The organism is Puia sp., assembly GCF_036500295.1.
Taxonomy (GTDB): Bacteria; Bacteroidota; Bacteroidia; order Chitinophagales; family Chitinophagaceae; genus Puia.
On the sequence record NZ_DASYCH010000070.1, the window covers coordinates 1 to 14,043 of the forward strand.

Sequence of the window (14,043 nt, forward strand, 5' to 3'; positions counted from 1 at the left end):
TGGTGCCGATGATCCTCAACGGCCGCGCCGGTGCAAAATATGGCATTCCCTTTCCCGTTTTCGCCCGGGCCTCTTTCGGGACCAAGGGCGCTAATATTCCCGCGATGCTGCGGGCCATCGTCGCCTGCGGCTGGTTTGGCATCCAGACCTGGATCGGCGGCTTCGCCCTCTATCAGATGCTGCATCTTTGGATCCCCGCCCTCGATCATCTGCCTGCGCTGCCGCGGGTGTTAGGACTGGCAACGGGGCCGGCGCTTTGTTTCCTTCTTTTCTGGGCGCTCAACATGTACGTCGTCTGGCTTGGTGTGGAAAGCATCCGGAAGCTGCTCGTGTTCAAAGCTGTTTTTCTTCCCCTGGCGGCGCTGGCCCTCCTCTTCTGGGCCATCTCGCATGTTCGCGGTGGACTCGGCCCCATCCTCACGCAACCATCGAAATTCCAAAACTCCGCCGCCTTCTGGGCCTTCTTTGTCCCCGGTCTCACGGGGATGGTCGGCTTCTGGGCGACCCTGAGTCTTAATATCCCCGACTTTACCCGTTATGCCGTCAGCCAGCGTGCGCAGATAAAAGGCCAGGCGCTCGGCCTGCCGACTTCCATGACGCTCTTCGCCTTTATCGGTGTCGTGGTCACCTCCGCGACGACCATCATCTATGGAACGACCATCTGGGACCCCGTGGTCCTCGCCGGCCGTTTCGACAGCAAACTTCTTGTCAGCATCGCGATGATCGCCGTCGCCATTTCCACGCTCGCTACCAATATTGCCGCCAACATCGTCAGCCCGGCCAACGATTTCGCCAACCTGTCCCCGGCGAAGATCAATTTCCGCAAGGGCGGGCTCATCACGGGTATCGTAGGCATCCTGATCTTCCCCTGGAAACTGGTGGCCGATCCGACCGGCTATATCTTCACCTGGCTGGTGGGTTATAGCAGCCTGCTGGGACCCGTCGGCGGCATCCTCATCGTCGATTATTATTTTATCCGGCGGCAGCAGCTCTCCGTCAACAATCTTTACGATCCCAACGGCATCTATCGTTATACCGCGGGCTTCAATCAAAAAGCCGTCCTCAGCCTCCTGCTCGGCATCCTGCCCAATGTACCGGGCTTCCTGGTCACCGTGGGAGCAAGCGCTGCCGACACCTGGCCTGGCTGGATCGTTCAGCTATATAACTATGCCTGGTTCGTCGGGTTCGCCCTCGCGGGCGGCAGCTATGCATTGCTGATGCGCACCCATCGAAAAACCGTCATCGTAAAAAAGGAGGAATTCTATGTCACTGCTGATTAAGAACGGAAGGATCATCACCGCGACCGACGACTACGTTGGTGACGTCTTCATCGAAGACGAGAGCATCGTCGCCGTTGGAAAGAACCTGCCGCAAAGGGCAACCACCATCATCGATGCAACAGGTCTGCTGGTCATGCCCGGCGGCATCGATCCGCATGTCCACCTGGATATGCCTTTTATGGGCACCTTCTCGAGCGACACCCACGAGACCGGCACCCGGGCCGCGCTCTTTGGCGGAACGACAACCGTCATCGACTTCGTCCTGCAAAAGCAGGGCCATTCCCTCCATGAAGCGCTGGCCGAATGGAACGGCCGCGCGCGCGGCACCGCCGTCGGCGACTACAGCTTTCATATGGCCGTTACCGACTACAATGACGAGACGAAAAAGGAGATCCGGCAAATGGTGGAAGAAGAAGGCATCACTTCCTTCAAGACCTTTATGGCCTATAAAGGCGCGCTGATGATCGACGATCGCCAGATGACCGCCCTCATGCAGGAAGTAAAAAAATGTGGCGGCCTTGTCACCGTTCACGCCACCAACGGCGATATGATCGACTATCTCATCGCGAAGCATCGCGCCGAAGGAAAACTCTCGCCCCTGTATCATTATCTCTCTCAACCCGAGGTCACCGAGGCCGAGGCGAGCGCCCGCTTCGCGGATATCGCCAATTACACCGGGTGTCCCGGCTATATCGTGCATCTGACCTGCGAAGGCGCGTTGAATGCCGTCCGTAACGCCACCCGGCGTAACCAGACCGTCTTCGTCGAAACCTGCATCCAGTACCTGCTGCTCGATGCCGAGCTCTATGAAAAAGACTTCGAGGGCGCCAAATGGGTGATGAGCCCGCCCCTCCGCAAGGGCAAGGACCGCGAGACGCTGTGGGCGGGTATCAACCAGGGGCTTGTCCGCGTCGTCGCCACCGATCACTGCCCCTTCCTCTGGAAGCAAAAACTCATGGGCGAAAAAGATTTCTCGAAGATCCCCAATGGTCATCCCGCCATCGAGAACCGGATGGAACTGCTCTTCAGCGAAGGCGTACAGAAGGGCCGCATCGGCCTCAACAAATATGTCGAGGTCGCGAGCACCAATGCGGCAAAGATCTTCGGCCTATGGCCGCGGAAGGGCACCCTTGCCCCCGGCAGCGACGCGGATCTCGTCCTCTTCGATCCCAACGAAAAGCATACCCTGTCCGCCAAGACCCACCATATGAACGTCGACTACTCCGCCTATGAAGGCTGGGACCTGACGGGAAAAGTGAAGACGGTGATCCTCCGCGGCCGCGTTGCGATCGACCATAACCAATGCCTTGTGGAAAAAGGCTACGGCCAATTCATCAAAAGAAATAAAGTCTAGTCACCATGCCAAGAATCATCAAATCCGGTCTGATCCAAATGAGCCTTCCAAAGACGGAGGGCGAAGGCACTATCGAGGAGATAAAGGAAGCCATGCTGCAGAAACATCTCCCGCTGATCGAAGAGGCGGGGAAGAAAGGCGTTCAGATCCTCTGTCTCCAGGAGATCTTCAACACGCCCTATTTCTGTCCCGGTCAGAACAGCGACTGGTATGCCTCCGCCGAATCCGTTCCCGGGCCGACGATCCAGCGGATGACGGAATATGCGAAGAAATACAGCATGGTCATGATCGTTCCGGTCTATGAGAAGGAACAGGCAGGTGTTCTCTATAACACGGCTGCCGTCATCGATGCCGACGGGACGCTGCTTGGCAAATACCGCAAGAACCATATCCCGCACACTTCCGGCTTCTGGGAAAAATTCTTCTTCAAACCCGGCAACCTCGGCTATCCCGTCTTCCAGACGCGTTATGCGAAGATCGGCGTCTATATCTGCTATGACCGGCATTTCCCCGATGGGGCCAGGGTCCTCGGACTCAACGGCGCGGAGATCGTCTACAACCCTTCGGCCACGGTGGCCGGCCTCTCTCAATACCTCTGGAAGCTGGAGCAACCCGCGCATGCCGCGGCCAACGGCTATTATATGGGTTGTATCAACCGCGTCGGGGAAGAAAAGCCCTGGAACCTGGGCCGCTTCTATGGGACCAGCTATTTTGTCGACCCCCGCGGGCAGATCTTCGCCCAGGCTTCCGAAGACAAGGACGAACTGCTTATCGCCGAGTTCGACCTGGCCAAGATCGACGAGGTCCGCAGTGTCTGGCAATTCTATCGCGATCGCCGCCCCGAAACCTATGGTAAACTGACCGAATTATAACCAAACACACCGTTATGGCGATCCGCGACAACCGACTTACCGATGAAGAATATGCGCGAAACTTCGCGGATATCCACCCGCCCTTCGAAACGCGGGATGCGGCGCTGGTCGACGCCAACCGCTGTCTTTATTGCTATGATGCACCTTGTACCAAAAGTTGTCCCACGGGCATCGACGTTCCAAAATTCATCAAGCAGATCGTCACGGATAACCTGAAAGGGTCGGCGCACACCATCTTCCAGTCCAATATCATGGGCGGCGGCTGCTCCCGCGTCTGTCCCGTGGAGAAACTTTGTGAAGGCGCCTGTGTCTACAACCTCATGGAGGAGGCGCCTATCCCGATCGCCCGGCTTCAGCGCTATCCCACCGAGAAGGCGATCCGGGGAAAATGGCCGCTTTTCCAGCGGGCCGCTCCCACGGGCAAGAAGGTTGCCGTCGTCGGCGCGGGTCCCTCGGGGCTCAGCGCTGCGCATGTCCTCGCCCGGGCCGGCGTCGAGGTCACGATCTTCGAGAAAGAGCCGAAGGGCGGTGGCCTGATGACCTATGGTATCGCCGCGTATAAAGTCACGCCCGAATTCTGTGCGGAGGAGCTGGAATATATTTTGTCTATCGGTGGGATCACGGTTCGTTATGAACAGGAGCTGGGCCGCAACCTGCATCTCGCCGACCTGCGCCGGGACTATGATGCCGTTTACCTCGCCTTTGGCGTGGGCCTGGCCCGTCAGCTGGATATTCCCGGGGAGGATCATGCCGGCGTTATCGACGCCATAAAATTCATCTACTGCATCCGCGCCGGGAGCTATCCGGCGGTTCCCGTCGGCGATAAAGTCGCCGTCATCGGCATGGGGATGACGGCTATCGATGCCGCCACGCAGGCCCGGCGACTGGGCGCAAAAGAAGTGACGCTTGTCTACCGCCGGACGCAGGCGGAGATGCCCTGCACCGAAACGGAGCTGAATATCGCCAAGGCAGACGGCTGCCGCATCGTCTGGCTTGCCGCGCCAAAGGCGATCCTGGCCGACTCGGGGCGGGTGACCCAGCTCATCTGCGGAGAAATGGAACCCGGGCCACCCGACGCCAGCGGCCGCCGCAGTCCGGTAGATACGGGCCGCACGATCATCTTCGATGTGGACATGGTCATCAAGGCGGCAGGTCAGATCCCGTTTGAGGAACTGGTTGCGGCCGAAGGGCTCGAACATAACAAGGGGCGCATTGCCGTCAACCAAGCCGCCCTCACGGGTTCTGCCGGCGTGTCCACGGCCACCAGCATCCCCGGCATCTTCGCGGGCGGGGATAATGTCAACGGCGGCAAGGAAGTGGTCGATGCCGTACAGGCCGGCAAGGACGCCGCCGCGGCTATTCTAAACTTTATCAATCATGGCTAACTTACAAACCGATTTCCTCGGCATCCACAGCCCCAATCCTTTCTGGCTGGCCAGTGCGCCACCCACGGATAAAAAGATAAACGTCCTCCGCGCGTTTGAAGCCGGCTGGGGCGGCGTCGTCTGGAAGACCCTCGGCAGCCAGGTGAAGAATGTCTCTTCGCGTTATTCCGCGGTCGACTATCATGGCAGCCGCGTCATGGGGTTTAACAATATCGAACTGATCAGCGATCGCCCGCTGGACCTCAACCTCCGGGAGATCAAGGAGTGTGTCCGGCTGTTCCCCGATCGCGCCATGATCGTCTCGTTGATGGCGGATAACGATCGCGAGAGCTGGCATGACCTGATAAAGAAAGTCGAGGACGCCGGTGCCCATGGTCTCGAACTCAACTTCGGCTGTCCGCATGGCATGACCGAGCGTGGGATGGGTGCGGCCGTCGGCCAGGACCCCGAGATCGCCCGGCTCGTCGTGGAGTGGGTGATGGAAGTGGCGACGATCCCCGTGATCACCAAACTCACGCCAAACGTCCACTCCGTCGTTCCTACCGGCCGTGCCTCGGTGGAAGCCGGCAGCCAGGCCCTCTCGCTGATCAATACGATCCAGTCGGTGACCGGTGTCGATCTCGATACCCTGATCCCCAACCCCAATGTAGGCGGAAAATCGACCTTTGGCGGCTATTGCGGCCCGGCGGTGAAACCTATCGCCCTGAAGATGCTGACGACCATCGCCCAGGACCCCATCACCTCGAAGGTGCCTGTCTCCGGCATTGGCGGCGTCAGCACGTGGCGCGACGCCGCGGAGTTCATGCTTCTGGGGTCGACGACCGTGCAGGTATGCACCGCCGTTATGAAACATGGCTTCCGGATCATCGACGACCTCTGCGAGGGGCTCAGCAACTGGATGGATGAGAAAGGCTTTGGCAAGACCACGGATTTTATTGGCCGGAGCGTCCCTACCCTCACCCACTGGGAAGACCTTGACCTTAATTATCATATCGTGGCGCGGATCGACCCGGACAAATGCATCCATTGCGGGCTTTGCTACATCGCGTGCGAAGATGCCTCCCATCAGTCGATAAGGCTGACCCCGGGCCAGCCTTATAATGACTATACGATAAAAGAGGCCGAATGCGTGGGCTGCAATCTCTGCAAACTTGTCTGCCCCGTCGACAGCTGCATCACGATGGTAGAGCAGCGCGTCGGGCCCGAGTACCTCAACTGGAAAGAGTTTCAGCGGCGCGGCCTGCCGCTAAACGATCACTAGTGCGAACCGAAGGAGTACACGGTGGTACTGTGCCAGACCTGGCCGGGCTTGAGCTCGGTGGAAGGAAAGGCCGGTTCATTCGGTGAATCGGGGTAGTGCTGGGTCTCGAGACAGAAAGCCCCGCGATAATCATCTTTCTTTCCGCCTTTGAGGGGATTGGCGCCCTTCATAAAATTGCCGCCATAGAACTGGATGGCCGGCTGTGTGGTATACACCGTCATGACGATGCCGCTGAGATCGCCGGTGACCTTCGCCGCCGTGTTCAGGCTGTCTTTGCCGGGGTTGAGAACGAAATTATGATCGTATCCCTTTCCGTATTTCAACTGCTGGTTGTCGGCGTCGATCCGCGAGCCGATGGCCGTGGCCTGACGGAAGTCGAAGGGGGTGCCCGCGACGGGGTCGATCTTTCCCGTGGGGATGAGGGTGGAGTCTACCGGTGTATAGCGATCGGCATTCAGCTGCAGGAGGTGGTTGTTGATCGTTCCGCTGCCCTGGCCGTTGAGGTTGAAGTAGGTGTGATTGGTGACGTTGATCACGGTCGCCTTATCGGTGGTGGCGGTATAATCGATGCGTAACCCGTTGCCGACCCCTATTCCTTCCCCGGTGAGCGAGTATCTCACGGTGACCTTCAAATTCCCGGGATAGCCTTCTTCGCCGTCCTTCGACAGATAGGATAGCTCTACGGTGGAATCGTTCAGCTGGTTCCCGGTCCAGACCACGGCGCCGAAGCCTTTTTTACCGCCATGCAGGTGGTTGGGGCCGTCATTCGTGGCGAGCGTATATTGTTTGCCGCCGAGCTTGAACTTTCCCTTTGCGATCCGGTTGCCATAGCGGCCGACGATCGCGCCGAAAAAGGTCTCGGGTTGATGGAGATAGAGTCCGATGCTGTCATAGCCGAGGGCCACATCGGTGAGGACGCCATTCTTATCCGGCGTCAGCAGGCTTACCACGCGGGCGCCATAGTTGGTGATCGCGGCCTGGTTCTTACCGGAATTCTTGAGGAGGTACAAGGTGGTGGGCTGACCGTCGGCCGAACCGTTGAACGACGCAACGGCGGGGAGTGCGGCGGGTGTTGCAGTTTTTGCGGAGGCGGTATCTGCGCCGGAAGCCGTAGAGGAGGAGTTGCCGTTGCCGCAACCGGTCAGCAGACCGGCGGCCAGGGCCATGGGAGCGAAGAAGAGCTTGTTCATATAGCAATAAATTGTTTACACGATGGAGGCCGTTTACGCGACGGGCCGGTGCCGTTCTTACACGACCGAGGTGCCATTCTCTATCTGGCCGATGTACCACTTCAGCTCGCGGTTCATGGCCTTCCGGTATAACGGCGCGATCCTTTCTACCAGTGCCTCGATGGTATCCGCCTGGACTAGGTTGATCGTACAGCCCCCGAAGCCGCCACCCATCTGGCGGGCTCCGAGAACACCCCCGGCATCCCGTAGCTGGTCAACCAGCCAGTCGGATTCTACGCAGCTGACCTCGTACTTCCGGCTCAGGCCTTCATGCGAGGCATACATCTTCCGGCCGAAGGCGGCCAGATCGCCGCGCTGGAGATCTTCCGTTCCCGCAACGACCCGCGCATTCTCTTCCACGACAAAACTGCACCGGCGGTAGATCAGCTCGTCGGCCGGCGCCACGAGCGTATTCAACATTTCCAGGCTGACATCCCGCAGGCTTCTGACAGAAGGATGCTGCCGCTGCACGAGCTTCACGCCCGCCTCGCATTGCTGCCGCCGGACATTGTATTCCGAGGAGGCGAGAGAATGCTCTACCTGCGTATCGAGCAGGAGGAGGCGTAACCCTTCCGTCCTGAAAGGAAAATAGGTGTATTCCAGCGACTGGCAGTCCAGCCGGATGACCTGGTCCTTGCGGCCAAACATACTGGCGAACATGTCCATGATCCCGCACTGCAACCCGACGAATTCATTCTCCGCTTTCTGGGAAAGCCGGACCATCGTCATCGGGTCGAGTCCCAGGCCGAAAAGCTGGTTCAACGAAAAGATGATGGCGTTCTCAAGCGCCGCAGAAGAGGACATGCCGGCCCCCAGGGGAATATCCCCGGCAAAGACACAGTTGAAACCTCCGACGGTCAATCCTAAGTTCCGCAGCTGCCCGACGATCCCAAGGATATAGTTGGGCCAGTGCAAGGCCGATTGCGTAAGCGGTGGCCGGAGGCTTCCCCGGTACGACTGGTCGAGATCCATCGCGAACAGCTGTACGTCGTCATCGCGCCGCCGTTCCACCGCCATATAGATGGCCTTGTCGACGGCGGCGGGAAGCACAAACCCATTGTTATAGTCCGTATGTTCTCCAATGAGATTGACCCGGCCCGGTGAGCGGACGAGCAAGGCGGCCTGAGAGGAAAATATCTCCTGAAATTTCTGAGTTACCCGGGAAGAAAGCGTTTGCACGTGTCAAAATAACATCTATTTTGACGAAAAAAAAAGCTTTATTTCCGATCGGTTGCGGCCCTTTCAGGGGTGGCCAGGCGCCGCGGCTGGCTTATACGCCCTTACTCCTTCCCCATTTATACCAAATAGCAGCAGCCCGTTGCAGTCCATCACCGACCGCACATCGCCGCGGAGATGAAAGCCGGAGAGCGGTTGTTCGATATAGCGGAAGTTCCCCTTCCCGTCGCCTTTTAACAGCACCCCGTAGTTGGCGTCGTATTTTCCAAAGCGCAGCCGGGAATGTGTAATATTCCCGCAGAGCAGCAGGTCCTTATTCCCGTCGCCGTCATAGTCCAGCGCGGTGATGGTGAATACCGGCGAATACTGGGCGGGCAGCGGAAGGGGTTTCTCCTGAAACCGGCCCTTCGCGCCACGCTGCAGATATACGGTCCGCAGACAATTGGCGCGCAGATGGCCCGCCGCGCTCAGCGCCGCCGCCGGAAAGATATCCGTCAGCCGGGCGTCGGCATAGCTCTTATAGTCGGGGAATTTCTGGCTCATATTGCTCACCTGCTGGATCAGTTCGTCCCGGGTCATGAAAGGATAGCTTGTGTCGCCGATATAGGTGCAGAGTACGGGATCGATCGTCCCGTTTCCATCGAAATCCCGGTAATACAGTTCGACCGGGTGTTGCTCGTCCGCGCGGCACTGCGCGTTGAGCCCCAGGTTACCCAGTATGATGTCGGGCTTGCCGTCCTTGTCCATATCCGCTACCAGTAGCCGGTTCCACCAGCCGCTGTATTCCCGGTCGAGGTAATCGGTCGTATGGTCTGTCAGCCGGCCCTGTTCCAGGCGGAAGATGCGAACCGGCATCCACTCCCCTACCACGATCAGTTCCCGCTTACCGTTGCCGTCGAGATCGGCCCAGGCCGCGTCGGTGATCATCCCGGCCTTTTGCAGGGCGGGCGCCAGGTCGGCTATGTGGTCAGTAAAATGTCCCTTGCCGTCGTTGATCAGCAGGAAGCTGGAAGGCGGTTGGGGATAGCGTCCGGGGATGACCCGGCCACCCACAAAAAGGTCCGGATAGCCGTCGCCGTTGACATCGGCCATGCGCACGCAGCTCTTGGCCACCCGCGTCACGGGCAGTGCATCCGTGCTCCGGGCAAAATGACCTTTGCCGTCACCGAGGTAGAGCCGGTCCTGCAGCCGGGCATCCCCGGCTTCGAAGTGGTGATAGCCGCCGCTGGCGACATAGAGATCCGGATGCCCGTCCCCGTTGGCGTCGAAGAAAAGCGCGTCGGCATCTTCGCTGCTGCTGTCGGCGGCCAACGCCGGGATGGGCATAGGGGTGAAGGCGCCGTCCTTTCGGCCGAGGAACAGCTTGCCTGGCTGGCCGGACTCGCCGCCCACGAAGAGATCTTCTATCCCATCGCCGTTGACATCGGCCCTGGCCATGCAGGGGCCCGCGTATGAAAGGGCGCTGACCAGCTGGGGCTGGCGTTTGTAATCATTCAGCACCGGCGGTGAGTAGCGCACCGTAATTGGAGAGGCCACCTCGTGGAATGCCGGCGTTTTGATCGCCGGCGCCGTGCCTGGCACAGCCGCGGGCGACCGTTTTATCGGTGAGGCATCTTTCTCATCGAGGGTGAGGGTCTGGTTTGCCGCTACCTTCGTGAGCATCTGTTCCCCGCCGTCGGGCCAGACGATCCGCAGCGAATCCGCCGTCGCCGTCGCACCCAGTCCAAAATGCAATATCGGACTGACACAGGACTGGTAACCCTGGGCCGGCTCCTGTTCGAGATATTGCAGTCGTCCCTTTTCATACAGCGTCAGCCTGGTCCCGATGCCCGCGGTGTTCATGCCCGCCCCCTTCAGCCGCACTTCGAGCCAATGGTTCTTCCCCAGCTGTACGGCGCGGTTCTCATACAGGAAAGCGGGCTTGTTCAGGTTGTTGACCACCAGGTCGAGGTCGCCGTCATGGTCGAGGTCGGCCCATGCCGCCCCATTGCTGTTGCTGGGCGTCTCCAGACCCCAACGCGGACCCATACTCGAAAAATGCACGCCGCTGTCGCTTTTGAAAAGATAGCTGGTGACATTCGAGGAGGGCATATGGTCCACGATGTCCAGCACATCCTCCCGCTTCAGGCGTCCTTTCGCGCTGGTATAGCTTTCCATGAACTTGATAAAATCCATATTCGTATAATCCCGGACATATCCGTTGGTGACGAACAGGTCCTTCCAGCCGTCGTTGTCATAGTCGGCCCAGAGCGGCGCCCAGCTCCAGTCGGTGCCCGACACGCCGGCGAGCTGCCCGATCTCCGAAAAGCTGCCGTCGCCGTTGTTCAACTGCAGCATGTTCCGCATATACTGGTAATAAAATCCGCTCCGTAAGTTGAGGTCGAACTTCTCATAGTTATCCGGGGCGAACAGTAATTTCTGCCGGTGGTTATCTTCCGGCAGCATGTCGAGGGTGAAAATATCCGGCCGGCCGTCGTTGTTTACATCTGCCACCGCGTTACCCATCGAGAACTGCGAGGTATGGCCGATCCGCTCCGTCAACCGGTTGTCAAAATGCCCGTCGCGCCGGTTGATATACAAGTAATCCGGTACGGCATAGTCATTCGAAATATAAATGTCCGGCCAACCATCCCCGTCGATGTCGGCGATGCCGGCGCCCAGTCCATAGCTGAGTTCGCTGCTGGTGAGGCCCGAGGCGACCGTCACATCCTGGAAATGTCCGCCGTCGTTGCGCAGCAGGCGGACGCCGCAAAGGGGGCTGGGATGCTGCAGGATCTTTGCCGTGCTCACCTCGTTGAGCATCGGCAGGTTCTGTGGATTGTGGTTGAGCTCCAGCAGATCGAGATCGCCGTCCCGGTCATAGTCGAAGAAATAGGCCTGGGTGGTATAGGCGGAGTCCGCGAGCCCGTACCGTGCCGCCTGCTCGCTGAAATGCGGGATGCCGGCCGCGTCGGGCCCTTCGTTGATGAACAGCTGTTTCACCCGTCGATCCCCGTGTACTTTTCCCGAATAGCAGAGATAGATATCCGGGCGGCCATCTCCGTTGACATCGGCGATGCAGACGCCCGTCTTCCATGGCCCCGGACGGCCGGCCACACCGGCGGCTTCGGTGACGTCTTCAAACTGCCAGTTGCCCTTGTTCAGGTAGAGCTTGTTGTCGGTCATGTTCCCGGTGAAATAGAGGTCTTCCCAGCCGTCGCCATTGACATCGGCGATGGCGACGCCGCCTCCGTTGTAGAAATATTCGTATAGCAGTACATTGGTGTTGAGGCCTTCGGTCAGTTGGTTTTCAAATTGTACATGCGTGCTCTCCGGCGGGTGGAGGACAAAAAGCGGGTCGGTCGCCTGCTCCGGCTTTTTCCCGGTGTCGGGATGGCAGCCGGCGATCAATGTTGAAATGCCGAATAGTATTCCTGATAATAGCCGCAGTTGCGTCGGTTCGAATATCATTTTCAGTTTATAGTTTCCAGCAGGAGCTGATAGATGAAATGATCGATCAGCAGCCGGGCTTCTTCATCGAGTCCCAGTTGCTTGCGAGTGGAGAGGAGGATGTCTTCGACGAGTGTGTCTTCGAAGCGGACGTCCCTGAAGACGTCAAACCATTCCGCCACCGGCAATAGTTCTTCGGACACCCTGCCGTCCATGATCGCCCGGCAATCATCCAAGATAGCATATAATAAGCTTCGGTTTCCGGCAAACTTTTGCACCATCGGGGGTGATGGGGTCGCTCTGCCGGGATAATTCCGGCAATAGTTGCGGCTGATCCGCTCGTCGGACAGCAGCAGCAACAGGTTCAGATAAAGGGCCGCGCTGAACAGGTCTTCTCGGTCAAACGGCGCCTCGCCGAAGACCCGGCAAAGCGGACCGGTCGAGCGGCACCAGGCCGCCTGGTATTGCCGGCGGATTCGCGGATCTCCCCGCGAGGACCGGAGGGACCCAGGCGCCGATCGGAAGAATTCCGGGGCGGAAGGGAGGAATTGGTGGAGACCCGGGTAGATCGTATTGGGCGGGAAGTTCATAAACAGTTGATCGCCGGCATCGGCCGGGATGGCGGGGGCGTTGGTCCGCGTGCCATCAAGATCGGCCGGGATGGCGGCGGGATGGGACTGTATATAGCCGGTAAGCTCGCGTTCGAATTCCCGCAGGAGATCGCCTGCTGCTGCTGAAGGCGGCGGGCAGGACAAGCCGAGATGGTCTCCTCTTTGCCGGCCGAAATGCACGATGGCCTCCAGGTTGTTCGTCCGCAGAAAAGGCGCGATGCCGGAATGAAGGAGGCGCCACCATTCCCGCTGCGGGTAAAAGACGGATAAGAAAAGCCAGTTTTGTTTAGGCATCGGGTGGCAGGTGGATGGCCGTGGAATAATCGAAATTCCGGTACACGTTGCCGCAGCCCCATGCCGACTGGCCGATGACCGCCTGTTTACGGCGTTTGTTGTGGACCATCCTGTTCCGGTTGCGAAGGATGGAGTGTAGCAGCAGGACTTCGGTGATCATTTGGTCATTCGTTATTTTTCGGAAGGGATCGATTGACGAACCGGGATCCGGTGAGAGGGTCAGTCCGGAGGGCGTTTGCTTCCATGTACCCTGCTTCCAGTCGGGTGTGGTCAGCGACTGCTCGTAGCGGTGGTTAACGTCGGAATATCCGGCGCTTTTGCGGGGTCGTCCGTGGATGGCCGCATGGGCCGCATTGGCCGCATTGGCCGCCCGCAAAGCGGCGGCGGCGGCGTTGTCCCGGATAATGCCGAAGTGGTAGCTGTCAGGGGCGAACAGGAACAGCAGGGCCGTCCTTGCGGGATCCAGCTGATGGATATATACTTCTTTGAGGGACGCCTTCGTCGAGTAGTGGTGGATGCGTTCGCCCAGCGAATGGGGAATGGCGCATAAATATCGTTTGTCGGTGATGACGATCCGTTGTCTGCCCAGCAAGGCCAGCCTGTTGGCAAAGTCATGGTCGTCGAAACCATAGCTTCGCATTGATTCGTCAAAGCCTTTCACCGCCAGGAGGTCCGCTTTCCGGCAGCAGACGCGGCCCAGCACATCGGTGGGATTTGTCGTTTTCCGGGCGCCGATGGCGGTCATGAAGACATCCTTCCGTTCCTGGAAGGTGGCGTCGACATAGGCCGCGTAATTCCTGCCGGTGAAATTGTCGGCGTCTGTCAGACAGATGATCTCCCCTTCCGCCAAGCGGGCGACCATGTTCTTGGAATGCGCCATGTTGAAGCTCTCCGGTTCGGTCGTCCGGTAATATTTTACGCGACCGCTTTGAATATATTCGCCCAGATGCGCTTTCGCCCAGGCTTCCATGTCATCGCGGGAATTGTAATCAAGGACCACATGCTCCAGGTTGGCATAGTCCCTGTTGTCTTCGATATTCCGAAGCAGGGTCTCCTTCAGATGATAGAGTCTGTTCATACAGACGGTACAGATCGAGATTTTATAACTGTCGTTCATCATCGCAAAACATAGAATGTTGGTAAGGCTCATCG

The 14,043-nt window shown here is 58.7% G+C and carries 10 protein-coding genes; 5 read left to right on the plus strand and 5 right to left on the minus strand.

What is annotated here, in order from left to right; all coding sequences use genetic code 11:
* The 5 genes from VGM48_RS13865 to preA all read left to right on the plus strand — a co-directional run.
* On the plus strand, positions 1-1,280 hold a 1,280-nt coding region (locus tag VGM48_RS13865; RefSeq protein ID WP_331580055.1), incomplete at its 5' end, for an NCS1 family nucleobase:cation symporter-1.
* Complete coding sequence (gene hydA, locus VGM48_RS13870; protein WP_331580057.1) at positions 1,264-2,634, plus strand: dihydropyrimidinase; 1,371 nt, start codon at positions 1,264-1,266, stop codon at positions 2,632-2,634. The genes VGM48_RS13865 and hydA, both read left to right, overlap by 17 nt.
* Before the next feature lie 5 nt (positions 2,635-2,639).
* Positions 2,640-3,506, plus strand: a complete 867-nt coding sequence (locus tag VGM48_RS13875) for a nitrilase-related carbon-nitrogen hydrolase (RefSeq protein ID WP_331580059.1) — start codon at positions 2,640-2,642, stop codon at positions 3,504-3,506.
* A 14-nt stretch (positions 3,507-3,520) separates the two neighbouring features.
* On the plus strand, positions 3,521-4,891 hold the full coding sequence (locus VGM48_RS13880; protein WP_331580061.1) for an NAD(P)-dependent oxidoreductase: 1,371 nt from the start codon (positions 3,521-3,523) through the stop codon (positions 4,889-4,891).
* Positions 4,884-6,152: an NAD-dependent dihydropyrimidine dehydrogenase subunit PreA gene (gene preA, locus VGM48_RS13885; RefSeq protein ID WP_331580063.1), complete on the plus strand. Its 1,269-nt coding sequence runs from the start codon at positions 4,884-4,886 to the stop codon at positions 6,150-6,152. The genes VGM48_RS13880 and preA overlap by 8 nt, the downstream gene beginning before the upstream one ends.
* Here preA and VGM48_RS13890 read toward each other — a convergent pair.
* The 5 genes from VGM48_RS13890 to VGM48_RS13910 form a co-directional block, all read right to left on the minus strand.
* Positions 6,149-7,342 carry an aldose epimerase family protein gene (locus VGM48_RS13890; protein WP_331580065.1) on the minus strand — a complete coding sequence of 398 codons (1,194 nt, stop codon included), beginning with the start codon at positions 7,340-7,342 and terminating at the stop codon, positions 6,149-6,151. The two genes, preA and VGM48_RS13890, sit on opposite strands and share 4 nt — an antisense overlap.
* Positions 7,343-7,399: 57 nt before the next feature.
* Positions 7,400-8,560 (minus strand): galactokinase, encoded by a 1,161-nt coding sequence (gene galK / locus VGM48_RS13895; RefSeq protein WP_331580067.1) that lies wholly within the window; start codon positions 8,558-8,560, stop codon positions 7,400-7,402.
* Between the two features lie 63 nt (positions 8,561-8,623).
* The gene (locus tag VGM48_RS13900; RefSeq protein WP_331580069.1) at positions 8,624-12,007 is read right to left on the minus strand and encodes a VCBS repeat-containing protein; all 3,384 of its coding nucleotides are present in this window, start codon (positions 12,005-12,007) and stop codon (positions 8,624-8,626) included.
* 2 nt (positions 12,008-12,009) lie between these two features.
* Positions 12,010-12,891 carry a hypothetical protein gene (locus VGM48_RS13905; protein WP_331580070.1) on the minus strand — a complete coding sequence of 294 codons (882 nt, stop codon included), beginning with the start codon at positions 12,889-12,891 and terminating at the stop codon, positions 12,010-12,012.
* Complete coding sequence (locus tag VGM48_RS13910) at positions 12,884-14,041, minus strand: glycosyltransferase family A protein (protein WP_331580071.1); 1,158 nt, start codon at positions 14,039-14,041, stop codon at positions 12,884-12,886. Before VGM48_RS13910 ends, VGM48_RS13905 begins: the two co-directional genes overlap by 8 nt.
* Positions 14,042-14,043 lie beyond the last annotated feature (2 nt).